At 60.3% G+C, this 23,688-nt stretch carries 18 protein-coding genes and 1 tRNA gene; 8 read left to right on the top strand and 11 right to left on the bottom strand.

Annotated features, from left to right (window positions below; genetic code table 11):
• Positions 1-198: 198 nt before the first annotated feature.
• Positions 199-1,161, top strand: coding sequence for an NAD-dependent epimerase/dehydratase family protein (locus P5540_06425; protein HRT64447.1), 963 nt, complete (start codon positions 199-201; stop codon positions 1,159-1,161).
• A gap of 43 nt (positions 1,162-1,204) precedes the next feature.
• On the opposite strand, the gene P5540_06420 is transcribed toward P5540_06425, so the two are convergent.
• Positions 1,205-1,870, bottom strand: a complete 666-nt coding sequence (locus P5540_06420; GenBank protein ID HRT64446.1) for a DUF1080 domain-containing protein — start codon at positions 1,868-1,870, stop codon at positions 1,205-1,207.
• 232 nt (positions 1,871-2,102) lie between these two features.
• On the opposite strand from P5540_06420, the gene P5540_06415 reads away from it, so the two are divergent.
• Positions 2,103-2,888, top strand: coding sequence for an enoyl-CoA hydratase-related protein (locus P5540_06415; protein ID HRT64445.1), 786 nt, complete (start codon positions 2,103-2,105; stop codon positions 2,886-2,888).
• Between the two features lie 28 nt (positions 2,889-2,916).
• Here P5540_06415 and P5540_06410 read toward each other — a convergent pair whose 3' ends face one another.
• Positions 2,917-4,122 (bottom strand): hypothetical protein, encoded by a 1,206-nt coding sequence (locus P5540_06410; GenBank protein HRT64444.1) that lies wholly within the window; start codon positions 4,120-4,122, stop codon positions 2,917-2,919.
• A gap of 89 nt (positions 4,123-4,211) precedes the next feature.
• A complete protein-coding gene (locus P5540_06405; protein HRT64443.1) occupies positions 4,212-4,766 on the bottom strand; it encodes an isochorismatase family protein in 555 nt (184 codons plus the stop codon).
• 319 nt (positions 4,767-5,085) lie between these two features.
• On the opposite strand from P5540_06405, the gene P5540_06400 reads away from it, so the two are divergent.
• The 5 genes from P5540_06400 (at position 5,086) to P5540_06380 (ending at position 13,190) form a co-directional block, all read left to right on the top strand.
• Positions 5,086-5,988 (top strand): helix-hairpin-helix domain-containing protein, encoded by a 903-nt coding sequence (locus P5540_06400; GenBank protein HRT64442.1) that lies wholly within the window; start codon positions 5,086-5,088, stop codon positions 5,986-5,988.
• A gap of 205 nt (positions 5,989-6,193) precedes the next feature.
• Positions 6,194-9,934, top strand: a complete 3,741-nt coding sequence (locus P5540_06395; protein HRT64441.1) for a glycoside hydrolase family 2 TIM barrel-domain containing protein — start codon at positions 6,194-6,196, stop codon at positions 9,932-9,934.
• Positions 9,935-10,052: 118 nt separating this feature from the next.
• Entirely contained in the window at positions 10,053-10,862 is an 810-nt protein-coding gene (gene surE / locus P5540_06390) for a 5'/3'-nucleotidase SurE (protein ID HRT64440.1), read from the top strand.
• 74 nt (positions 10,863-10,936) lie between these two features.
• A complete protein-coding gene (gene glmS, locus P5540_06385; protein HRT64439.1) occupies positions 10,937-12,772 on the top strand; it encodes a glutamine--fructose-6-phosphate transaminase (isomerizing) in 1,836 nt (611 codons plus the stop codon).
• Positions 12,773-12,917: 145 nt separating this feature from the next.
• Positions 12,918-13,190, top strand: a complete 273-nt coding sequence (locus P5540_06380; GenBank protein ID HRT64438.1) for a nucleotidyltransferase domain-containing protein — start codon at positions 12,918-12,920, stop codon at positions 13,188-13,190.
• 415 nt (positions 13,191-13,605) lie between these two features.
• Here the strand turns inward: P5540_06380 and P5540_06375 are convergent, their stop codons facing one another.
• From P5540_06375 to P5540_06350, 6 genes are all read right to left on the bottom strand, one after another.
• On the bottom strand, positions 13,606-14,439 hold the full coding sequence (locus P5540_06375) for a hypothetical protein (protein ID HRT64437.1): 834 nt from the start codon (positions 14,437-14,439) through the stop codon (positions 13,606-13,608).
• Between the two features lie 108 nt (positions 14,440-14,547).
• Positions 14,548-15,297, bottom strand: a complete 750-nt coding sequence (locus P5540_06370) for a sugar phosphate isomerase/epimerase (protein HRT64436.1) — start codon at positions 15,295-15,297, stop codon at positions 14,548-14,550.
• Positions 15,298-15,384: 87 nt separating this feature from the next.
• Positions 15,385-16,563, bottom strand: coding sequence for an LL-diaminopimelate aminotransferase (locus P5540_06365; protein HRT64435.1), 1,179 nt, complete (start codon positions 16,561-16,563; stop codon positions 15,385-15,387).
• Positions 16,564-16,637: 74 nt separating this feature from the next.
• Positions 16,638-17,618 carry a Gfo/Idh/MocA family oxidoreductase gene (locus tag P5540_06360; GenBank protein ID HRT64434.1) on the bottom strand — a complete coding sequence of 327 codons (981 nt, stop codon included), beginning with the start codon at positions 17,616-17,618 and terminating at the stop codon, positions 16,638-16,640.
• A gap of 70 nt (positions 17,619-17,688) precedes the next feature.
• Positions 17,689-18,459, bottom strand: a complete 771-nt coding sequence (locus P5540_06355; GenBank protein HRT64433.1) for a peptidylprolyl isomerase — start codon at positions 18,457-18,459, stop codon at positions 17,689-17,691.
• 180 nt (positions 18,460-18,639) lie between these two features.
• A tRNA-His gene (locus P5540_06350) sits at positions 18,640-18,716 on the bottom strand.
• Between the two features lie 249 nt (positions 18,717-18,965).
• Here P5540_06350 and P5540_06345 point away from each other — a divergent pair.
• Positions 18,966-20,915, top strand: a complete 1,950-nt coding sequence (locus P5540_06345) for a hypothetical protein (protein ID HRT64432.1) — start codon at positions 18,966-18,968, stop codon at positions 20,913-20,915.
• Between the two features lie 12 nt (positions 20,916-20,927).
• Here the strand turns inward: P5540_06345 and P5540_06340 are convergent, their stop codons facing one another.
• Both P5540_06340 and P5540_06335 read right to left on the bottom strand, forming a co-directional pair.
• On the bottom strand, positions 20,928-21,986 hold the full coding sequence (locus P5540_06340; GenBank protein ID HRT64431.1) for a uroporphyrinogen decarboxylase family protein: 1,059 nt from the start codon (positions 21,984-21,986) through the stop codon (positions 20,928-20,930).
• A gap of 26 nt (positions 21,987-22,012) precedes the next feature.
• Positions 22,013-23,482, bottom strand: a complete 1,470-nt coding sequence (locus tag P5540_06335) for a DUF2961 domain-containing protein (protein ID HRT64430.1) — start codon at positions 23,480-23,482, stop codon at positions 22,013-22,015.
• Positions 23,483-23,688 lie beyond the last annotated feature (206 nt).

Here is a 23,688-nt window from a genome sequence, read left to right as displayed (position 1 = left end):
GCTCGGAACACCTTTGCTTGCGGTTGGCCTGTCCCGCAATATATCATGATCGTTCCATTCCCGAAAAAGGACGCAACGCCGCCTCCGGAAAAGGTCGGGAGGGTGTCGCGGCGTGTCCGATGAGTCCTGCCCGCCTGTCTGTTGCCTCGGAACGCCAATGTCGCTACAATCGGGCCGTGTGGGCAAGGAGCAACGATAATGCGTGTTCTGATTACGGGTTCAAGCGGACAGATAGGGACGAATCTCGGACTCCGGCTGCTCGATGAAGGGCATTTCGTGTTTGGCGTGGACATCCGTCCCAACACATGGACGGATCGCATTCCGACGCTGCTGCAAGACTTGAGCACGGCATACCGGAATTTCAACGGCGGCATCGGGCAGGCAAACTATCCGGAGGACCTCGACGTCGTGGTGCATCTGGCCGCGCATGCTAAGGTGCATGAACTGGTTCAACAGCCCGATCGCGCCCTCGAAAACATCACCATGACATTCAACGTGCTTGAATTCTGCCGGCAGAACGGGAATATCCCGTTCATTTTCAGCAGTTCGCGGGAAGTGTACGGCGATATCCACAGGTACATCACCGAGGAGTCGCACGCGGATTTCGCGTTCACGGAAAGCCCGTACTCGGCCAGCAAGATTGCCGGCGAGGCGCTGGTCTATTCGTATGCGCAATGCTACGGGCTGCGTTATCTCGTGTTCCGGTTCAGCAACGTCTACGGCCGTTACGACAACGATATCGAACGCATGGAACGCGTGATTCCGCTGTTTATCCGGCGCATAGCCGAGGGCCAGCCGGTCACGGTGTTCGGTGAAAAAAAGACGCTCGATTTCACCTATGTGGACGACTGCGTGGATGGCATTCACCGGGGCATCGAACTGCTCATGTCCAAGCGCGACGCGAACCACACCATCAATCTCGCCTACGGCCAAGGTTCGACGCTGATTACCCTGGCCAACTATGTTGGCGAGGCATTGGGCGTGAAACCCGATTTGCGCATCGAAGATTCGCGCGTCGGCGAAGTCACGCATTACGTGGCCAATATCGGCAAGGCCCGCGCCCTGCTCGGCTACAACCCACGAACCCCGCTGCGCGAGGGTATCGAAAAAGCCGTCGCATGGTCGAGGGAATGGAGCGCCGCGCACGACAAGCAGGCGTAGGCGGGCGCCGTCCGGCCGCCGTCCGTTTCAGGTCGCGCGGACATTACGGTTTGGGGGCGGACGCGGGGCTTTGGCCCAAATCCTTGATCCGCAGATTTCGGAATTCGACCACGCTGCCGTGGCCAAGGAATCCGATACGGCCCGTTTTGTTCTTGAGACCGGGGTGTTCCTTCTGATCCAGCGTGCCGTTTTCGGTGGCCTTGTCGAGATCGGCGTCCACGATGACCGTCCCGTTCAGCGTTACCTTCACACGGCGGCCCTGCACAAAGATTTCCTCCTCGTTCCATTCGCCGCACGGCTTCAAATGGTCGCGCTTGGCCGCGACGATACCGTAGACGGATCCATGCGCCTGCCAGGGCTGAATGTCCTTATAGTCGGGATGACGATCATCGAGGATCTGTATTTCCATGCCGGTATACGAGGGATTGCCATCGCCCAGGGGTACGCGAATCCCGACGCCGTTGTTCGCGGCCGGCGTAAGTTTGAACTCGAAACGAAACACAAAATCCGCATAGTCCTTCTCCGTAAACAAATTGCCGCCGGGCTTGCAGACAATGCAGCCATTCTCGACGACATATCCCCGGGTGTCGCCGACCCAGCCCGCCAAGTCTTTTCCATTGAACAAAGAGACGTATCCCGCGTCCTCATCGGCGGCCATGGCGGCCGCGCACAAACCAACCAGCATCCCAACCCTCAGCGCGTTTTTCATGTTCATGGTTTCCTTCAAGGCCGGGTCATTCCGGCCGCGGTTGCTTCTTCACGACCCGATCAAGTGTTTTCCGAAACGTGTCCGGCTGTTTTTCAGGGCAAGTATAGGCTTGGCCGGCGGACTTGTGCAAAAGGATTGCATTGGGGTCCCCGGAAGCGGCTTGTATGGCCATGCGCCGTTGTGTATTGTGTCGTTCGTCGAAAGAAACCGTTTTTACCGGGAGGAACAGGTCATGTCCGATTCGTTGTTGTTTAGCCTCGAGGGCAGTATTGCCCGCATCGTTTTCAACCGCCCCGACGTGTTCAACGCACTCGACGGTTCCCTACTGCGCCTTCTGGCGGATCGCCTGATGGACGTGGCAATCGATCCGAAAGTCCGCGCCGTCATCCTGACCGGCACGGGAAAGGCCTTCTGCAGCGGCGCGGACCTGCGGATGCTCATCTCGGAACCGGATAAAACCGAATCGCAACTCTACGTGCTGGCGCCGGTCCTGCACCAGAGCGTGATCGAACTTCGCCGCATGAACAAACCGGCGATCGCGGCCATCAACGGCGTCGCGGCGGGCGCGGGACTCTCGCTGGCGCTCGCGTGCGATTTCCGCGTGATGGCCAAATCGGCCGTGCTCAAACAGGCGTACACCTCGTGGGGCCTCTGCATGGACGGCGGCAGCACCTATACCCTGCCGCGCCTTATTGGCCTTGCGCGCACGCTCGAGATCGCCGGCATGGACGCGCCAATCACATCTGAACAGGCGCTCGCGTGGGGACTGGCGACCAAGGTGACGGACGACGATCGCGTGCTGGACGAGGCGATGGCCATGGCCTCCGCGCTCGCCGAACGATCGCTGCACGCGTTCGGCATCGTCAAACAATGCCTGAACGATTCGTTCCACACACCGCTCGAAATGCAACTCGAACGTGAACGCGAAGCCATCGCGCTATGCGGCAAGCATCCCGACGGACAGGAAGGCATGACCGCCTTCGCCTCGAAACGCAAACCCGTCTTCCGGCGCGAGTAGGCCGCCTTGTCGTGCGGAACCAACCGCGCTATTTCGCAAACCTGTAGACATGAACGTCGAAGCGCCGCCACGTGTCGGTGATCGCGCCGTTTTCGACGGGAAGCGTCCGGTCTTCGTTAAGCACCGTGCACGAGGTCCATCCGTCCAGTCCGGACAGCGTGGCCTTGCAGAAGTTCTTGTCGGCGTTGCAGGTGAAGAGGTAGAGAAGGCCCTCGTGTTCCTTCGCGAGCGTCTGAACGCCGTCGTCCACGGAATGGCCCATTTCATGGTAGTCAATCCCGGGCCTTAGCGACGCCGTCCGCGTGGACAACGGTCCGGCCAGATCCGCGATCTCACGCGCGACGCGCTTGATATCGGTCCACGCCTGCGACGGCTGCGGCATGGAATGGCTGCCCCAGTAAACGATGCCGTTGGCGCTTTTGATCAAGGACTGGAACGCCATGAACCGGCTTTGCGCATAAGAAGGATACTGGATTTTTTCCTCGCGGCGCTCCTTGATGCCCGGTTCGTCCTCAAGCGCCTCCCATGCGAACGCCTGCAGCACCATGAGCAGGGGGCGATTCGGCCCCGTCACCTGCCGCATCTTGTCCACGTATTCGCCGACCTGGCTGATGTGTTCGTTGTTCAAATCGCCCTGATGGCCGTCGGGAAACAGCGCGAAACCGGGTTTCGATCCGGGGTTGACAGGGTAGATGTCGCACGCGACCACGTCCGTGCCGGCATTGTATTGCCGCAGGGTTTTCACGAGATTGGTGGGGGCCTGGTTTGTGTAGACGAGATGGCGCGCATCCCGCGCCTTGATGATCCGGTACGTCTCTTCGAGCACCTGCCACGGCACCCGCTGATCGGCCTTCATGAAGGTCCACGCCGGCTCGTCAACGGTTTCGATGAGCGCGAGCGCCGGATGCTCCTTGATTCGATCCACGGCGGCGGCTATCGCCTGTGAACTCTCGTCGCGCTTGTCGGGATCGATGGCGCCCACGGTGGCCCACGCCATCAAGCCGGCCGCGTGGGCCGTGTCCAGCGCGTCCGGGTCCGCCGCCACATGAATCAGGTTGAACCCCGCCTCGGCCATTTCGTCAAAGGGACGATCCGATTTCGCCGCATAATACGAACCGACGATCAACGTCCGTTTGCCGTTGATCGTAATCATCCCGTCGTCGTCGAACGCGACCGTGAGCGGCTCCGCCGCCGACATCGTCAAACACGCCACAATTCCCGTCAGCGCCATCATTCGTTGTCCTCCTCATTCTTGTCCGGGGGAAAAATCCGATAAGGGAAAAACCGGCCCGTCCGGTTCATGGCCCCCGCGCGTCCGAACCTTCAGCCTGTAATCTGCTTGATCAACGGCAACGTTTTCTTGAACTCCGGCGTGCCCGCGGCGCGCAGAATCTCGAAAATGGCCATTTCCGTGGTCACCACCGTCGCACCTTCGACCTGCATGCGTTCGAGCGCCACCTCGGCGTCGCCGGGGTTGCGCGAACCGACCGCGTCGCGCGGGATGAAAATGTCGTAGTCCATCTCGAGACCCTCGAGCACCGTCTGCATCACGCACACATGCGTTTCAATGCCCGCCACGAGGATTTGGTCGCGTTCCGCGGCTTCGACGGCCTCGACAAATTCCGCCGCGCCGAAACAGCCGAACGCCACCTTTTCGATGGGCTCGTACTCGCTGAGTTCAGCCGCCACCCGCGCGGTGGTGCGTCCCAATCCCTTCGGGTACTGTTCCGTCCAGAGAATCGGGATTTCGAGCAACCGCGCAAACCGGATCAACCGGATGGCCTGTCCCACCACGCGTTCGGCGTCTGCGATTTTCGGCAGCAGGCCGTCCTGAAGATCAATGACGCACAGCAGCATGTTCCCGCGTTCCAGCATCATGAGCAACCCTTTCCTGTTGAAGTCCGGCCGATTATAGCACGCGCCGCATGAGGGATGATTCAGACGCATGACGTTCGTGGGACGACAAAGAAAATGACGTGGGCGTTGGCCACAACCCAGTTTCTCTTCTTGCTCGTAATCGCTCTCAAAACCCACCGCTTTTCGCACTTGCTTAATTATGGAACTTCAATTGGTCGCGCAAATTGCCCAAAACTTTCTTGTTGTTTTTATGGAAGCCCGATTTTAAGGTGTTAAATTTTGCGGCTACGTTGGCGCCGTGCTATAAAACACGTCAGCCATCAACGCTGGGAAAGGCGCAATGCAGGGCAGATTTCTGACGCGGACGGAACAGGCGCTGCTGCTGGTCGTGGCGGTATCCGCGGCCATCGGCGGCATAGCGCTCTACCATTACAATCATTCCGTCAAAACGGAAACGCCGAGGGTGGAGACCGTTTCCAAACCCGAACCCAAGCCGGTTGAAACAGAATCCGCCGCCGACACGCCGCCCGTATCCGGTTTCATGCCCGAACCAAAACCACCCGCCGATGAATCGCCCGATCCCGTCGTGGAAATCGCCGTATCCGTTATGGGAGCCGTCAACATGCCCGGCGTGTACCGGCTGCGGCGCGATGCACGCGTCCAGGACGCCATCGCCGCCGCGGGCGGCGCAACCGGCGAGGCAGACGCCGGCGATTTGAACCTTGCCGCGTTGTTGATAGACGGTTCGACGCTGATCGTGCCCGCGCGGGCCTCTTCCCAACTGGAAGGAGGCCGCCTGACCGCCCGTGGCGGCGCGACGGCTGCCGAACTCAATCCGCCGCAATATACCGTTTCGGGCTGGGCCACCGCACCATCCGCCCCAACGTTATCCGGCGCGGATCCGGAACCCCGTCCCGCCGTAAAACGCGAACCGGCTCCAACGAATCCGGAAACGGCAAAAAGCGGGCCCATCGATCTGAATACAGCCGGCGCGAATGAACTCGAATCCCTGCCGGGGATCGGACCCAAACTCGCCGCCGAAATCATCGCCTACCGCACGCGAACCCCCTTCGCATCGGTCGAGGAACTGACCAATGTGCCGGGAATCGGCGATGGAAAACTCAACGCCGTGCGCGGTCGTGTAAGCGTTCGCGGCACGGGAACGGCGCCCGCTTCCCGTTCTGACGGTGAAACCGTCAAGAACAAGGATCGCGCGCCGTCGAAATCCGCTCCTTCCCCTTGACGGAAACATTGCGGACGGGCCGTCTTGGGATTCAATGGTTGTAAAAATTTTTCCCGATGTTGCCGGGGCGCGCGCGTATCACGTATCCTTTTCACGCCGACAGTGGCCGCGGGATATGGGCAACAGTCCTTATGGATACGGCGGACGGGACAGGCTGCCCGGCCTGCCGTTTCCGAAACCGAAAAAACGAAGGGAAAAGATTGAAATGGCGATGATTGCGTTTTGCGCGGGAGCGATTGCATTGGTTGTTGCGATGGCATGGCCCCGAAAGGTTTGGGGCGATGCGATGCCGAACGACTGGGAAAATCCGCGGATTCTGCAGCGCAATCGCGAGCCGTCGCATGCGTCGCTGATCCCATTCCCGGACGCGGAAGCCGCCTTGAATGCCCCGGACGCCTCGCCGTGGCGTCTGCCGCTGGGCGGCGACTGGAAATTCAACTGCGTGATGAAGCCGGAAGAAGCCCCGACGGATTTTCATCTTCCCGAAACGGATCTGACGGGCTGGGATACAATCGAAGTTCCCGGCAACTGGCAGATGCAGGGTTACGATCAAACCTTCTACATGAACATCGCGAACATGTGCGAACCCGCCGAACCTCCCTTCACGAATCACGAGTACAACCCCGTCGGATCGTACCGCCGCACATTCACGCTTCCCGAAACGTGGAAGGGCATGCAGGTGTTTCTGCATTTCGCGGGCGTCCAGTCGGCTTTCTATGTATGGCTGAACGGCCGTGAAGTGGGCTACAGCCAAGGCAGCATGATGCCGTCGGAATTCAATGTCACGTCGTATCTCGTTGAAGGCGAAAACGTGCTCGCGGTGCGCGTCTACCGGTGGTGCGACGGCAGTTACATCGAGGATCAGGACATGTGGCGCATGAGCGGCATCCACCGCGAGCCGTTCCTGTTCGCCGTGCCGCCGGTCCATATCCGCGATGTGCGCGTGCGCACGACGGTTGACATTTCGCGCCGGAACGCCACGCTCGAAATCGCCGCGGATCTTCGCAACTATACCGAGGAAACCGCACAAGGCCTGCGCCTCGCGTGGGAATTGCGCGACGCATCGGGGTTGGTCGCCGCCGCCAAGACCATGACGGACGGCGTCGCCTTGGGCGGCAAGGCCTCTTTGATGCTTTCCGACATTGCGATGGTAAGCGGCGCGCGGTGCTGGTCGGCGGAAGATCCGTATCTATACACGCTCGTCGTCACGCTGGCGGATGCAAGCGGCGCCGTCCGCGAGGCGCAGCGCTGCCGGGTCGGGTTCCGGCAGGTCGAGTTGAAGGACGATCGTCTGTGCGTCAACGGGCAACCCATTTGGATCAAAGGCGTCAACCGCCACGAGTTCGACCCGGATCGCGGCAAGGCCGTCACGCGCGAAAGCATGATCCAGGACATCCTGTTGATGAAACGGTTCAATCTCAACGCGGTGCGCACATCGCATTACACGAACGATCCGATGTGGCTCGATTTGTGCGACGAGTACGGCCTTTACGTGCTCGACGAGGCCGATCTCGAATCGCACCATTACTGGGACCGTTTCACGAAAGACCCCGAATGGCATGACGCCTTCGTCGAACGGGCCGAACGCATGGTCGAACGCGACAAGAACCATCCGTGCGTCATTGCATGGTCGCTCGGCAATGAGTCGGGCTATGGCCCGAACCACGACGCCATGACGGACTGGATCCGCGCGCACGATCCGACGCGGCCCGTCCACTACAATCCGACGCGCGAGCCGCGCTGCACGGATATCGTCTCGCCGATGTATCCAAGCATCGAGGACCTGATTGGCGCGGGCGCGGACCCGGACGATCACCGCCCCGTCATCATGTGCGAATACGCGCATTCGATGGGCAACAGCACCGGCAATCTGCGCGAATACTGGGTCGCCATCGAAACCCACAAGCGGCTCCAGGGCGGCTTCATCTGGGACTGGGTGGACCAGAGCATCCGCGTTCGTTCGATCGCAACCACGCCCGATTCCATCAGGCCGGAACGCACAGTCGCCGTCGTCGCCAGGCAGGTTGAGGGACGATCAGGCAAGGCCATCGCGGACGGTTACGCGGCGGTCGCGCCCGATCCGGCCCTCGACATCACCGGCGACAAACTGACGCTCGAAGCGTGGGTCCGCCCCGAAAAAAGCAACTACACAAATCCCTTCATCACGAAGAGCAGCCTTCAATACTTCCTCCGACAAAAGAACAACGACACCATCGAATTCGGTATTTCCGACAACGCGCTGATCGTGGCCGCAGCCAAGACGCCCGCCGATTGGTTCGGCGAATGGCATCATGTAGCGGGCGTGTACAACGGCAAGGAATTGCGTTTGTACGTAGACGGCAAGCGTCTTGCGCGCACCCGGCATCAAGGCACGATAGACCACGCGTCGTGCGCGGTATTCATCGGACGCGATCCGCGCCAACGGCATTCATTGCGCGGCGCGATAGACCGCGCGCGGATTTACAACCGCGCCCTCGGCCCGAAAGAACTCGGCGCGGAAACACCCGCGAAAGGCGCGGTCCTGTCGCTCGACTTCAACGCTTTTGAGGAAAAACCGACCGAGTGGTTCGCGTACGGCGGCGATTTCGGCGAAATGCCGACCGACGGCATCTTCTGCTGCGATGGGTTGATTGCATCAAACCGCACGCCGCACCCGGCCCTTTGGGAGTACAAGAAGATCCTCGAACCCGTCCGGGTCGCGCTGGTGGACGCCGCAAAACGCGAAGTCGAGATTGAAAACCGAAACCATTTCGTTTCGCTGGCGTATCTCGACGCGGCGTGGGAATTGCGCGCGGACGACCGCGTCATCCAGACGGGTGTTCTGCCGCGTCTCGACACCGCGCCGTGCGCGAAAACACGCGTAACCGTGCCGTGCCATGGATTCATGCCGGAACCGGGCGTCACGTATTGGCTCGTGCTTCGGTTCACGCTTGCGGAGGATCAGGCATGGGCCGTGAAAGGGCATGAAGTCGCATGGGCGCAATTCGAACTGCCCGACAAGGCGCCGGCCGTGCAATTCGGCCTCGACGAACTGCCGGCGTTGATATCCGTAGGCACGCGAAAAGAGATCGCGATTACGGGGCAGGGCTTCAAACTGAGATTCGACGCCAAACTCGGCACACTCGCATCGTGGCATCATCGCGGTGTGGAGTTGCTGGAAGCCGGACCGCGATTCGAGCCATGGCGTGCCCCGACGGATAACGACGAGTTGTCCGACATGGGCCGCATCTGGCGCAAGGCGGGACTCCATGCGCTTGTACATGAAGTCGAGGGGATTGAATTGCAAAAGGCCGATCCAGGCAAAGCCGTCGTGACGGCCCGCGTCGTCTCGCGCGCAGTCAAGGGCGAAGCCGTGTTCAGGCAGGTGTACACCTATACGATCCTCGGATCCGGCGACGTTCTTTTCGATTGTTCCGTAACGCCGGAAGGCGACATTCCGCACGTGCCGAAACTAGGATTCGCATGGCGGCTGCCCGCCGCGTTCGACACGTTCACATGGTACGGCCGCGGTCCGCACGAAACCTATCCCGACCGTGAACTCGGCGCGATGATCGGCATCTATCGCGAAAAGGTCCGCGTTGAAAACATGCCCTACGTCATGCCGCAGGATTACGGCAACAAGACCGGTGTCCGATGGGCCGCATTGACCAACGGACAAGGGATCGGGATCGCCGTGTTTGGACGCCCGGAGTTTCAGGCCGGCGCGCATCCTTTCGACACGCGAACCCTGGAGGAATCGCAGCAGACATTCACGCTCGAAGCGAAGCCGTACATCGTGCTGCACACCGATTTCGCGGTTTGCGGACTCGGCAACGGCAGTTGCGGACCCGGCACGCTCCCGAAATATCTCGTCCATCCGCGACCCGCCGCCTACCGCCTGCGGATCCGCCCCTTCGGACCCGGGGAATCGCCGGACCATTGGGCCCGCACGACGCCCTTCGCATAGTCCGTGACGTTTTCCCCCCTGTGTTTTCGGAAACACGGAAAGGGCCGGGAAAACGGCGGGAAAACGGCGGGAGCGGCAATGTCCAATTTGAAAGATCCCGGCCCGGTGTGCTATACAGATGACGCGGTTGGCGCTTCGGACATGTCCTTTCCCGCGCACAAAAAAGATGGCCAAACCCCTGATACTTGTCACCAACGACGATGGCATTCGAGCACCTTCGCTCGAAGCGCTTGCGTACGCCTTGGAAGCGGTGGGGGAAGTTCATGTGTATGCGCCGGACCGCCAGCAGAGCGCGGTGGGACATGGCGTGTCGCTTCATCGGCCGTTGCGGGTGTCGCCCTTGGAAGGCCGCGATCGGTGGTTCATGGTGGATGGCACGCCGACGGATTGCGTCATGCTGGCCGTGCGGGATTTGTTGGGACGGCGCCCGGACTTGGTCGTTTCGGGCATCAATCCCGGCGCAAACCTCGGCGACGACGTGACCTATTCGGGCACGGTGGCCGGCGCGTACGAGGGCATGTTGCTCGGCGTGCCGTCGTTCGCGATATCAAACGTGAGTTACAGGCCGAAATGTTTCGAGCCGGCGGGACGTTTCGCGGCGAAATTGGCGCGGCACGTGCTTGAACACGGCTTGCCGCCGGACACGATGTTGAATGTGAACGTGCCGGACGTGAACTACGAAGAATTTGCGGGCGTCTCCTTCACACGGATGGGCCGCCGGCACTACAACGACGAAATCGTGCGGCGAACGGATCCCCGCGGCGGCAAATATTACTGGATTGGCGGCGCGGAACCAAGCCATGTCGCGGAACCGGGCACGGATTTCGAGGCCATTGAGAACCGGCGAATCAGCGTGACCCCGCTGCACCGGGATTTGACGAATCACGCGGCGTTGTCGCGTTTGGCGGAACAAACAATCGCCCTGTAGCGACGACCGGAAAAGTTTCCGGCGCAAGGACGGGCAAGGGTCGCGCGATCGCGCGATTAAGGAGTAGGAATACGATGTGTGGAATAGTCGGCTATATCGGAAACAAGAACGCGGTTGAAATCATCATGAGCGGGCTGCACCGCCTTGAATACCGGGGGTACGACTCCGCGGGCGTCGTGGTGGTCAAGGACGGCAAACTCGATTGCGTCAAGAGCGTCGGCAAACTCGTGGCCATGGACAAAAAACTCGAACAAGTGGGCCTTTCGGGCGTGCTGGGCATCGGCCACACGCGCTGGGCGACGCACGGCGTGCCGAGCGAGGTCAATTCCCACCCGCACTTCGACATGCAGCAGGAAATCGCCGTCGTCCACAACGGCATCATCGAAAACTACCAGGAACTCCGCGCACAATTGACCTCCGAGGGCGTCACGTTCCGCAGCCAGACCGACACCGAGACGATCGCGCATCTCGTCCGGAAATATTACAAGGGCAACCTGTTTGAGGCGGTCAAGCGCGCGCTGCACGACGTCGAGGGCGCGTATGCCATCGGCGTGGTTTGCAAAGACAACCCGGACGTGCTGGTCGCCGCGCGGCACGGAAGCCCCCTGATCGTCGGCCTTGGCGACAACGAGGCGTACATCGCATCCGACGTGCCCGCCATCATGAAGTACACGCGCAAGGTCCTCTACATTGACAACGGGCAGGTCTGCGAAATCCGCCGCGACGGATACAAAATCGAGGATATCCACGGCGCGCCCGTCAATCTCGAAGTCAAGACCGTTGATTGGGACGACGCGGCGGCGGAGAAGGAAGGCTATCCGCACTTCATGCTCAAGGAAATCTTTCAGCAACCGGATGTCATCCGCAACACCCTGCGCGGACGCGTCCACGAAGGTTCGGACGAGGTCCAACTGGCCGATATGAAACTCGACTTGCAGGAACTCAAGGACTGCAAGAAGATCGTCATCGTGTCGTGCGGAACGGCATGGCACGCGGGCCTTGTCGGCAAGTATCTCATCGAAAAGTTCGCGCAGGTGCCGGTCGAAGTGGATATCGCCTCCGAGTACCGCTACCGCGATCCCATCGTCTACCCGAACACCATCGTGATCCCCGTGACACAGTCCGGCGAAACCGCCGACACGCTCGAAGCCATTCGCATCGCGAAACGCAAGGGCGCGAAGGTCGTGTCGATCGTCAACGTCGTCGGTTCGAGCATCGCGCGCGAATCGCACGGCGTCATCTACACCCAAGCCGGACCCGAAATCGGCGTCGCCTCGACCAAGGCGTACACGTCGCAGATCACCGCGTTTTCGCTGTTCACCATCTACCTCGCCGAAATCCGCGGAACGCTGAGCAAGGCCGAAGCCCGCGAGATGATCGCGCATCTCCGCGCGATTCCCGACAAAATCCAGTGGGTGCTCGACAACCATGAGACCGTCAAAAAGTGCTCGCAGGATCCAAAATACCGCGACGCGCAGAGCGCGCTGTTCCTCGGACGCAACTACAATTTCCCGAGCGCGCTCGAGGGCGCTTTGAAACTGAAGGAAATCAGCTACATCCACGCCGAAGGCTACGGCGCCGGCGAAATGAAGCACGGCCCCATTGCGCTCGTTACGGATCAACTCCCGGTTGTCTGCATCGCCCCGCAAAGCGCAACCTACGACAAGATGGTCTCGAACATCCAGGAAATCCGCGCCCGCAGCGGCATCGTGCTGTCCGTGGCGACCGTCGGCGACGAAGGCATCAAGAAACACAGCGCCGACGTCATCTACGTTCCCGACTGCTACGAGCCATTCAGCCCGATCGTCGTCGCCGTCCCGCTGCAACTGCTGGCCTACTACATCGCCACCAACCGCGGCTGCGACGTGGATCAGCCCCGCAACCTCGCCAAGAGCGTGACCGTCGAATAAACCCCGGAAACCCGTATCTCCCAGCCCGCGCCGGAAAAGACAAAACACCCCGGCGCGGGCATTTCATTGCGCGGTGAAGTATGCGCATCTTTTGAGAGAACATATACACCCTGAGTCCGTTCATGATTCACTCGGGGCATATCTCATGCTTGCCGACGCACAGATAGAAGCCATTGCCTCATGCGCACGAGAGTTTGGGGCCAAGACCGTTTGGTTGTTTGGTTCCGCCTTGGGCGACGCGCAAGACGCGAGAGATATTGACTTGGCTGTCGAAGGCGTTGCGCCCGAAAGGTTCTTCCCCTTTTACTTCCGTCTTATTTTGGCCTTGCAGAAACCGGTGGATCTCAGCAATCTTTCGCCAGATCCGCCTTTATCGCCGATTATCCGTGAAAAAGGCGTGCGCATTTATCAACGCTGAAGAAGGATTCGCGCGGCGCGGGCAGGAGAATATTCTCAAAGTCGTTGCGATGATTGAGGAATCACTCTCAACGCCGGATCTTTCCCGATTCGAGACCATACCACCGGAAACGCTTCTTCAGAACGCATAGACCGGCATCGAAAGAATCTTGCGCTTTGATCTCGAACAAAAGGGGAAAGGCATCGAAAAGACAGACTCATGGCATCAAGAACTCCTGGAGAGATCGCATGAAGAACACCTGATCGACGCCCCTCAATTCGATGCGCTTGGAACTTTGCCGACCTCCCGGTATGTTCAAATTCACGATTCCGTCCACATGCTGGACGAGGCGCGGCTCCGAAATCTCGCCGCAAACGCGCCCCCCCTGATTCGCGCTTGTCTGGAAAAACGAAAATTCTGATGCTCCGGCCGGCAATCAACGCGGCGGCGCTTCCGCCTCGGCATCCGCCGCGGTCGTATCCACGTTTTCAACCGGCATTTGGGACGGTTGTTCAGGGGGCGATTTTCGTGTGTCGGGCTTGGTTTCGGGAACCGGGGCGATGTCGGGCGGCTGGTCCGGGTCTTGGACGGTGAACAGAAAGGCCCGGGATTCGGTACTCGTGCGTCCGTCCAGCGCGCCCCAATGCAGGGCATAAGTTCCGGGGGTTAGCGCATCCACCAGGCGTATTTCCACAAGGACCCGCTCCGGTTCGTCAATGGGAAGCGCCTCGACAGGGTTGTTGGATTCCGCCGTCCACACCTCGAATCCGCCTTCCGGACCGGTTGCTTTCACACGGCGCAAACGCGCCAGCCGAAGGTCGTAGGCGGGCATTTTGTGGCAGACGATCAGCGGTTTTGGCTGGTCCGTCGTTGCGATCGCCGCCACGACGCGCATCGCATACACAGGGCCTGTTTCGGTGGCAAAAGGTTTCGGTTCTCCGGGGGGCATGGCGCGAAAATGGTAGTCCTCAACCAGGTACGCGCCCGCGCCCCGCGGAAGCGGCCACAGGGCGACCGTTTGCGCCGTCACGCTCAGGCCCGTGCTGCTTTCCAAAGCGAGATAGCCGGACGTGTACCCGTCTTTCACGAGCCGGATGCCGGCGATTCCCCGCGGCGCCGACAATTCATACCGGCCCAGCGCATTGGTAATCGTCTGGGCGGCCGCGGCATCCGCGATGACGGCTACGCCGGGCAGTGGATGGCCCTGGACATCGGTCACCATGCCGGAAATCACGGATCGATCGCAGCCCACGCAAAAGAACGCAAGCATGAAGCAGGCGGCGCCCCAAAAACCCCTCGTGCGAATGGCATCGCGGCGCATAGCGCATGCCGGGCATCGATCGCCAAACAATGAACGCGGATCTTTCATCTCTGTGCGTTAGAACCTTGCCATGAACTGGGCGCTGATCGCGGCGCTGGCCATCGAATCCCGCGGGCACACGTCCTGTTCGACGATATACCACTTCGTGCCGGCGGTGGCTGCTGCCGCGAATATTTCACGCCAATCGAGAATCCCGTTGCCCATTTCCGTAAACGCCCGCGATTTGATATCGAGCATGTCTTTCACGTGCAGCAACGGGCAGCGTCCGGCATACCGCGCAATAAGGCCCGCCGGATTCAGTCCCGCGTAGCGGACCCAGAAGGTGTCTATCTGCGCCGCAAGATTTTCCGGGCTGGCCGATCCCATGAGAATGTCGAAGGGATACTCGCCGCCGATCCGGTCGAATTCATGGGCATGGTTGTGGTAGTTGAGGATAATTCCCGCTTCGCGCAGCCGCGCGCCGCCGGCGTCAAGCGCCCGGCCGCAGGCCTGCCAGCCCTCCTTGTCGGGCGTCAACGCCCGATCGATGCCGCCGATGGCTACATACTTGACGCCCAGCGTATTGGCGAGTTCGACCACGGCGGGCGTGTTGTTGACGACGTCCTCGTAGCCGGTGTGAACGCTCATCGGTTTCAAGTGCGCGGCATCGAGCCATTTTTTGAATTCGGCCGCCGTCAGCCCATGGGTGCCGGCCACCTCGACATGCGTATAACCGGACTCGCGGACTTTCTGGAGCGCGGCGGCCACGTCCTTTTCCAGATAATCGCGAACGGTATACAACTGCAACGCATAATGTAGATTGCCCATCGCCGCCGGCCTTTCCCGGTTGCCCGTTTGCGCGGCATGCATCGCACAACCAAAGCATGCCGCAGCGCTTTCACACTACCACCACGGCTAATCGAATTCCAGTTTCGGCAATCGCTCCGACATGCGCCGCAGGGCCTCGTCGAGACGATCCTCACGGACCGTCAACGAAAAACGCACGTACCCCTCGCCGTTCGCGCCGTAGGCCGCGCCGGGCGCGGAAACCACCGCGCAGCGTTCCAGCAGGAACTCGCAAAACGATGCGGATGTATGGCCCTTCGGCACGGGTACCCACAGGTAAAACGTGCCCTTCGGAGGCTCATAGCGCCAGCCCAGCGCGCGCAGCACGGCCAGCATCCGTGCGCGGCGCGCCTGATAAATGCCGACCATCTGTTCGGTGAATGCGTCGCAATGGTCCAAAGCCTCGATGCCCGCATATTGGATCGCGTTGAAAATACCGGAATCCGTGTTCGATTTCACCTTGGCAATCGCGCCCACAAGATCGGGGTTGCCGCTGGCCATCCCGATGCGCCATCCCGTCATGTTGAACGGTTTCGACAGCGAATTCAGTTCGACCCCCACGTCTTTCGCGCCGTCCACACTGAGAAAACTCAGCCGCTCCACGCCGAATACCACCTCGCTGTACGGATTGTCGTAACAGATGGCGATATCGTAACTCTTGGCAAAGGCGACCAATTCGTCAAGAAACGCGCGCGTCGCCACCGCCCCCGTCGGATTGTTCGGATAATTCAGGTAGAACGCCGACGCCTTTTTCGCCACCTCGGACGGGATGTCATCGAGTTTCGGCAGAAACCCGTTTTCCGTGCGCATTGCGACGGGATAGGGTTCCGCGCCGACGAACCAGATGCTCGGCTTGTAGCCCGGATACCCCGGATCCGTCACCAGCACCGTGTCGCCCTCGTTGACCACGCCCAACGCGAAATGATGGCAGCCTTCCTTCGACCCGATCAGGGCCACGATCTCTTTTCCGGGATCCAGCGTCACGCCGTAGCGCCGCCCGTACCACCGCGCCACCGCCTCGCGAAACGCCAGCATCCCCCATTCCTCGTCCGTGGGATACCGGTGGTTTTCCGGATCGCGCGCGGCCCGTGCAAGCGCTTCGACGACGCGATCCGGCGTCGGATCCACCGGATCGCCGATGGCCAGGCTGACGACATCTATACCCTGCGCCCGAGCCGCGTTGATCTTGTTGCGCAACGTCATGAACAGATAGGGCGGAACCTTCTCCAAACGCTTTGCCGTGTGCATGCCGGTTTCTTCTCCTTGATTTTCGCCAATCCCCCGTGCCGTCTGTTTCCGCCCTTGCCTTCCGGGCCGGGCGATCAAACGGCCACGGTCTTTCCTTCCTCGGCCGATCGGTAGAGCGCGTCGATCACCGCCATGTTGGCCACGGCATCCTCCGGAGTCCAGCGCGGCGGCTGATGCGTCTTGTAACTGCGAACGAAGTCTTCGACTTCGAGGTGGTAACAGTTGGCGCCGGGCGTTTCCACGACTTCCTCGTGTCCGCCGCGCCGAATGAAAAAACAGGCCTTGTCCTCGCCCGGAAACCATGGCGAGGGTATATGGATCATGCCTTCCGTCCCGACAATATCGGCATGGCTCCGGGCATAGTTTTCGATGCTGCACTCGAATTGGGCCAAAATGCCCCCGGGAAACACAAGCTGGCCCATGAGCGTGTCGTCCACACTGGTGCGGCGGCTTACCGCCTGCGCATGGACGGGTTCGCAACCCGCGACAAGCCGCGCGAGGTTCACGCAGTAGCAGCCGACGTCCATCAGGGCGCCGCCGGCCAACGATGCCGACGCGCGGATATTCGTCTCGCGGTCGCTCAGCCGGAAGGTAAAACAACTTCGCATGGAGACCAACTCGCCAATCGCGCCCGCGGCAATCCGCGCCAAAATTTCATCGTACATCGGATGAAACCGGTACATGAAGGCCTCCGCCAAGAGCACGCCTTTCCGCTTGGCGGCGGCCGCCATTTCCCGCGCCTGTTGCGCATTGATCGCAAACGGCTTCTCGCACAGGACCGGAATGCCCGCTTCAATCGACTTGAGAGTCCACTCGGCATGCATGCTGTTCGGCAGCGGATTGTAAAGGACGTCAATCTCGCGCGACCGGATCAAGTCGTCGTACGAACCGAACGCGCGCGGGATGCCGTGTTCCTTGGCCCATTCGGAAGCGCGCGTCCAGTTGCGGCTTGCCACCGCCTGGACACAACTCGACACGCCCATACCGATGCCCCGCATCACCGCCCGCCCGATTCGCGCCGTGCCCAGGATGCCCCATCGCACCGGAGTCGCCATGGTTCTCCCTCCCTCAACGCATCGGCCAATGGCGCGCGCCGATCCGCCCGCGCCGGGCCCAATGCCGCCATCAGGGAACGATCGTTGCCTTCTTGATATAATCCATGTTCGGGAACTGCGCCGTCAGATACGCGTTGCCCTGCGTTTCGATTGCGTACTGCTGCGGCATCTCGCCGTATTGCGACGTAATCGCCTTGACCACGTCCATGCCTTCGATGACTTTCCCGAAGGGGGCGAACCCCATGCCGTCCAAGCGCGCGTTGTCAACCAGATTGATGAACAACTGCGTCGTGCGCGTATTGGGGCCGGCGGTCGCGAACGTAATCGTGCCCACTGTATTGCTCTGCTTGACCGGATCGTCCTTCAGATTTTGCGAACGCCATTTCGCGCTGACCTGCGGATCCGCCGCAAGACCAAACTGCACCACGAAATTCGGCACCACCCGGAAAAAACGGGCCTCGTTGTAAAACCCTTCCTTCACCAGTTGTTCGAACCGCTCCGCGCCCAGCGGCGCCCAGTCCCGATGAACCTCCACCACAAAATTGCCGTTTGAACACTCGAACTTTACCTTGAACACATTCGGATCCGCCGCCTTCGCGCCTTCGGCCGGTTTGGCGGGGTCCGCCGGCTTGGGCGCTGGGGTTGGTTGGGCCTGGGCCGTTTCCACCGGCTGCGCCTTCGCGGGCGCCTTGCCGGCCATTTCCTGATCCAGGCGTTTCTGTACCTGTGCCGCCTTTTCCAGCGTGCTCGCGGTCAATCGCTCGGGCAGAATCAGTTGCCAGGCGGCCACGCCCGCCAGGATCAGAACCGCCACCGCTATCGCAACGACTTTGTGTTTCATGATTCGCGTCTCCTTGAATCCCGATTATTCATCCAACATCCAAATATTATGCCCGGCAAATGAAAACGATGCAAACGGCGGTGTGGACGACGAAAAAACACCGGCCCAAAAAGACGACAGGCGTCCGGATATTGAACATGGAAACCGGAAACGACGAATGGCGCTCGATCTCGATTGGGATGGTACCGGGGCAGGGACTTGAACCCTGGACCCCTGGATCCACAATCCAGTGCTCTAACCAACTGAGCTACCCCGGCCCGTGTCGGAATGGCCGTACCGGCTTTCCCGCGTGGGGAAACTTCGGAAGAAAAACCGTGGTCGAATATCCGGGTTCTTTCCCCGCGGCGTCCATGCCCGGCGCGTGGATGTCGCGAACAAAGAACGACTACTCTTGACGACGGCTTTACGGCTCACGGCCACTGTGGAAAGTATAGCGGAGCGTCCAGACGGAACGCAAACGGCGCGCATGCGGAACGGGCAATGCGCGGAGAGGGAGGATCGCGGTTATGCGGGCAATGCCGTTTTTTTGGAGCGTGTGTCTTGCCGCATTTTGTGTGCATGCTAGTGATTCGTGGAAATTGCCGCTGGAGGAGAAGGAGCGGATTCTCGAAAAGAACAATGTCGAGCGGCACAACATCCTTGGCCTGTATCCTTCCCAGGTTGAAGTGCCGCTGGACGGCGGGCCGGTGGATCAGTCCACGCGGGGCAACAGCAACATCGCGCACGCGGTGTGCTGGACGGCGAATTACCTGGGCGGCGCGTCGTACCGGTATGCGTTTCTCAAAAAGTCGGGCGCGCCTGCGGAGGACGTCGCGAAAGCGAAGGCGCGGGCCGATGAACTATTCGAATCCATCTACCGCTGTCAACTCGTGACGGGCGTCCGCGGATTGCAGGCGCGCGGCTATGCCATCGGCCATGGAGAATCCTATGAAGAGCGCGGCATCGAACGGCTGAACGACTCGTGGCAACAGGGCGCGGGCGAATACGCCCATCTGCGCTGGCGGGGCAGTCCAAGCCACCACAATTACAGCGCGTCGGCGCGCGGTCTCGGCAACTATTACGACTTGGCGGCGGAGGGCGCGCAGAAGGCTCGTTGTCGCGAGGCGATCGACGCGCTGGTCGGTTACTGGGTGAACAATGATTTCAAGATCTGGCACATTGACCGCGTCCACAACACGCCCATCCTCGGTTTCCACGACGGCAAAACGCTGAACACGCGAATTCTCATGGCCATCGGCGGCGCTAAAATCGCGCATCATGCCACGGGCGATCCGAAATACCAGGCCGTGTACGAACGTCTCATCGAAAAATTTCATGTGCGCGGTCTGACGAGTTTCAGGACGGAAAAGGATCACGACGACGCCGAGCATTGCCTGTGCCACCTTGAAAACCTTTTCCGCATCGAGACGGATCCGGAATTGCTGGCTGCGTATCGGGTCGTACTCGAAGGCATTTGGTCGAATCACAAGGACGATGCGCAATCGCTGTTTACGTACATCTATTACAGTCTCGCGCCGGATGCGCCCGGACGCGACAAGGCGCTCAAGGAGGCGTTGTATACGCTGCAAACATATCCGACGGAGACGATCTTCGAGCCGACGATGAACAGCCTGCGTCCCGATCTGAAACCGCCGTATCCGATGTATGCCGCGGTGTGGGACAACGAATACATCTGGAAGGGGCATCTGCTGAACAAAGACGGCTGGCTGAGCCGCATCGTGATGGGTGTGGCCGTTCCGGCGGAGGATCCGGTGGTCCTGTACGCCTTCGACACGAACGGCGACCTGTACCAGTCGCGTGACGGCGCCGCCACGGCGGCGGGCTGGCATCCCGTGGACGCGGGGATCGGCTCGCCGGTGCGCGCATTGGCGGCGGGACCGCGCATCCGGTGGATCTATGTGGCGTGCGACGACGGATTCCGCGTCTCGACAACGGGCGGATATTCGTGGCGGCGGCTCGACGTTCCCGAAGAGGGAGGCAAGGCCGTTGGCGTGCAAATCGAACCCGGCGAGCAGAACACGCTGTACGCGGTTCGCGAAAAAGCGGTCTACCGAACGGTCTTCACGAAGGAAAAAGACATCGGAAAGACGTGGGAAAAAGCAGCGAAAGCGCCGGAAATTCGCGAAGGGGAACGGCGTTTCAAGCCGGACGCCAACGGCGTGCTCAAGAGCGGGGACGGCGGCAAGACATGGCAACTCAAGGCGGACGGCCTGCGCATTCCCCGCGCGGTGACGGTCTTCACGCCCGAAAACACGGACTGGGTGTTCGCGGGCACGCCGGCCGGATTGTATCTATCGAAAGACGGCGGCGAGCACTGGGAAAACGGACACCTCGTGCTGCAGTTCATCAAGAACACCCGGCGCGATCTCGGCGGCGCGGCCTTCATAGACGCCTACTGGCGCGGACGCTATCACGGTTTCATTGACGACGCCACGGCACGCGCGCCCATGCCGTAGCCGCTGCCGCATTCATGATTGCCAGCCGTATTCATAACCGGTTTCGTATAGGGCGACGATATTTTCCGGCGGCGAGACGGATTGAATATTGTGGCACGGCGCGAGGATGTAGCCTCCGCCCGCACCGAGGATGCGGTAGTTGTCGAGCACTTCCCGCCTAACCTCCTCGACCGTTCCAAACGGCAGCGTGTATTGGTTGTCCACGCCGCCGTGAAAGACGAGTTGGGCGCCGAAATCCCGTTTGAGACCTTCGCGCTCCATGCCGCGGCACCGCCATTGAACCGGGTTCAGAACCTGCATGCCCATTTCAATCAATTCCGGGATGACCTCGCGGAACGAACCGTCCGAATGCGTGAACACAAACGATCCGTTCTGCCGCGTAAGATCCATCATGCGTTTCATGCCGGGAAACACGAATTCGCGCAGCGTCTCCGGCGCATACATAAGGCCGTCTTGTCCGCCGAGATCCTCCGCGACGTACGTAATGGATACCTGTCCGGGAATCGTCTCGAAAATCCGCAGCGTGTCCTGATAGGCAATCTCGAAAATTCTGTCAATGCAATAGTGCGCGATGTCCGGATGCTCCAGAAAATCCATGAAAGCCTGATGGTCGCCGCGCAGAAACTTGTACTGGTAAACCGGTTCCGATCCGCCGCCTCGGATGATCCGGTGTTCGTTGCCGCGGATCTGTTCCGGCAAATGGGAATAGTCCCAGTGATCCGGATTCGGCCACGTGTAGTTCGCCTCGATTTCCTCGACCGACTTGAACCGCGCCAGCGGCGCCGTCACGGCTTCTTGGTACGCGCCCGTGCCGTAATCCACCATCGCATGCTCGACGCCCCAAATGTCCTTGCCCTCTTCCGGCGGCGGTCCGATGTAACGCCCGCCGACGCCCATCGGCGGATCGATGTGCAGGCGCTCAATGACGGCATCCCAGTCGCATCCCATGTGCGCCTGCAACCGTTCCGCCGCCTCCGGCGTAATCCAAATGTCCATCGGCACGCGGTCCGGCGTCTGACGGTTCAACACGGCCAGCCAGCGTTCGCGCGGACTCATCGTTTCCTTCGGCATCGCGTTGTCTCCCGTGTTGGCTTCGTCTATTTGCCCATCAAGATGCCGTCCAGCCCGAGGAAATATCCTTTGGATTCGGCATTTTTACCGATGTTGCGGAGAGTCAGCGTGTGCGTGCCCGGCGCAAGTTCGATTGGACCAAAAATCTTGTCGCGCACGAAGACCGTCGCACTGTACAAATCCAATGGATGGCCGATCGGTTTGCCGTCCAACTCAATTTGAAAAATGCCGTAATCCCACGAATGGGTAAAGGTCAAGAGCATACTGCGCATGCCGGCCTCTTGCACGTCGAACGGTATGGCGAGCGTCTGGCCTTTTTCGGACGGAGTCCAGAAAAGCTGCCTGCCGCCGCTGTAACCGCCATCCTGTGGCTGCACCGGCCCCATGCTGGCTATCACATTGGAAATCAGCCCTTCCGCTTCAATCTCCGACGAAAAATCATAGTACAGACGCGCATAACCCACGGGCATTTCCGGAAACGGTTTATGCGGTTCGGTCTGATACCAGAACGCAACGGACGAAAAATCGTCGGGCCGTTCTTCAAATCCCGACCTCATGGAGCCGTCCGCATTGAAAGTCACACCCTTGTGTTCAATCTCGACGCGGAGCGATTTTTTGAAGATGACAGGGTCGGGAATATGCCAGCGATACGCCGTCGTGAGGGCATACGGTTCGTAGCCTTCCATCAGCGGGCAGCCGTAATAGGGGTTCGACATCTTTCGCAATCCCCAGCCGTCGCACAGGTAATCCTCGCTGCCCGTGCCGCGCAACTGCGGTTCTTTCGCGCCGTCAATAAAAAAGAAATCGTCGCCTTCGCCCCACCAGCTGGTCGTCAATTGCCGGACGTTGAGCACGGTGCCGACATAATGTCCGCAACCTTCCATTTCGGCCAGCAGATAATTGCAGCCCATGACCGCCGGGAACTCCTGCCGGTACATCGCGTGGAAATAGGCTTCCTTTTTGCCGATTTTCGGCGCCTTGTGCCAATCCACATAATAATAAAACGCATCGCAACGCTTGCGGCCCTCGTTCGTGACGGTGATCTTCGCCGATTTGCGGAAAGGCATGGGCCAGTAACAATTCCGACCGCGTCCTTCCGATGTCACGCAGACCGGCAACGACTGGACCGGCGCATCCACCCCATGGCCCATGCAGAAAAAGTCGCCAATGGGACACTCTACCGACGGTTGCTCCTCGCCGTCCCAATACATCCGTAGCACCAGCAACCGCGAATAGCCTCGCTCGCCGCTGGCTATCGTGTTCCAGATATGCGTGATCCGACCCGGCCCTTCGAGTTCGGCGATCGTCAGCGTACCACCCGGCGCGATGGATCGCGCATCACCGTTGCCATTGACCCAGTTGGCATCGCACGACGACACGCGTTCCGTGCTGCCCGCTTTTAGTTCCGCAAGGCCATCGAGCGGATGGCCCAATCCCGCCGCCCATGCGCCGTGCCACATCGCAAGAACCATTGAAAACATCAACGCCGCCCGCATGGTTATCCTCCTCTTGTTCTTGTAGGCCGCCCTTCGCGGCATCGTGCCCATTATACGAATCAAAGGGCCCGACGGGAAAAAGACGGAAAAATCTTTTCAATACATCCATTTGTTTCGTGGAGATAGGACACTCCGCGTTTAGGCGGCTTTGCGTTAAAACCATCGGGGGCGGCAATGCCCGCTTTCACGAATTCGCCGCACGGTTT

It is taken from the genome of Candidatus Hydrogenedentota bacterium (assembly GCA_035450225.1).
GTDB lineage: Bacteria > Hydrogenedentota > Hydrogenedentia > Hydrogenedentales > SLHB01 > DSVR01.
This window is presented reverse-complemented; position numbering and strand designations above follow the sequence as displayed.

Excerpts from the sequence above, each read along its gene's own strand:
- P5540_06365 (HRT64435.1), bottom strand. The coding sequence starts at position 16,563 with ATGCACACGGCAAAGCGTTTGGAGAAGGTTCCGCCCTATCTGTTCATG.
- P5540_06340 (HRT64431.1), bottom strand. The coding sequence starts at position 21,986 with ATGCCGAAGGAAACGATGAGTCCGCGCGAACGCTGGCTGGCCGTGTTG.
- P5540_06415 (HRT64445.1), top strand. The coding sequence starts at position 2,103 with ATGTCCGATTCGTTGTTGTTTAGCCTCGAGGGCAGTATTGCCCGCATC.
- P5540_06370 (HRT64436.1), bottom strand. The coding sequence starts at position 15,297 with ATGGGCAATCTACATTATGCGTTGCAGTTGTATACCGTTCGCGATTAT.
- P5540_06335 (HRT64430.1), bottom strand. The coding sequence starts at position 23,482 with ATGCGGGCGGCGTTGATGTTTTCAATGGTTCTTGCGATGTGGCACGGC.
- surE (HRT64440.1), top strand. The coding sequence starts at position 10,053 with ATGACGCGGTTGGCGCTTCGGACATGTCCTTTCCCGCGCACAAAAAAG.
- P5540_06405 (HRT64443.1), bottom strand. The coding sequence starts at position 4,766 with ATGATGCTGGAACGCGGGAACATGCTGCTGTGCGTCATTGATCTTCAG.
- glmS (HRT64439.1), top strand. The coding sequence starts at position 10,937 with ATGTGTGGAATAGTCGGCTATATCGGAAACAAGAACGCGGTTGAAATC.
- P5540_06380 (HRT64438.1), top strand. The coding sequence starts at position 12,918 with ATGCTTGCCGACGCACAGATAGAAGCCATTGCCTCATGCGCACGAGAG.
- P5540_06355 (HRT64433.1), bottom strand. The coding sequence starts at position 18,459 with ATGAAACACAAAGTCGTTGCGATAGCGGTGGCGGTTCTGATCCTGGCG.
- P5540_06360 (HRT64434.1), bottom strand. The coding sequence starts at position 17,618 with ATGGCGACTCCGGTGCGATGGGGCATCCTGGGCACGGCGCGAATCGGG.
- P5540_06345 (HRT64432.1), top strand. The coding sequence starts at position 18,966 with ATGCGGGCAATGCCGTTTTTTTGGAGCGTGTGTCTTGCCGCATTTTGT.
- P5540_06395 (HRT64441.1), top strand. The coding sequence starts at position 6,194 with ATGGCGATGATTGCGTTTTGCGCGGGAGCGATTGCATTGGTTGTTGCG.
- P5540_06400 (HRT64442.1), top strand. The coding sequence starts at position 5,086 with ATGCAGGGCAGATTTCTGACGCGGACGGAACAGGCGCTGCTGCTGGTC.
- P5540_06425 (HRT64447.1), top strand. The coding sequence starts at position 199 with ATGCGTGTTCTGATTACGGGTTCAAGCGGACAGATAGGGACGAATCTC.
- P5540_06420 (HRT64446.1), bottom strand. The coding sequence starts at position 1,870 with ATGAAAAACGCGCTGAGGGTTGGGATGCTGGTTGGTTTGTGCGCGGCC.
- P5540_06375 (HRT64437.1), bottom strand. The coding sequence starts at position 14,439 with ATGCTTGCGTTCTTTTGCGTGGGCTGCGATCGATCCGTGATTTCCGGC.
- P5540_06410 (HRT64444.1), bottom strand. The coding sequence starts at position 4,122 with ATGATGGCGCTGACGGGAATTGTGGCGTGTTTGACGATGTCGGCGGCG.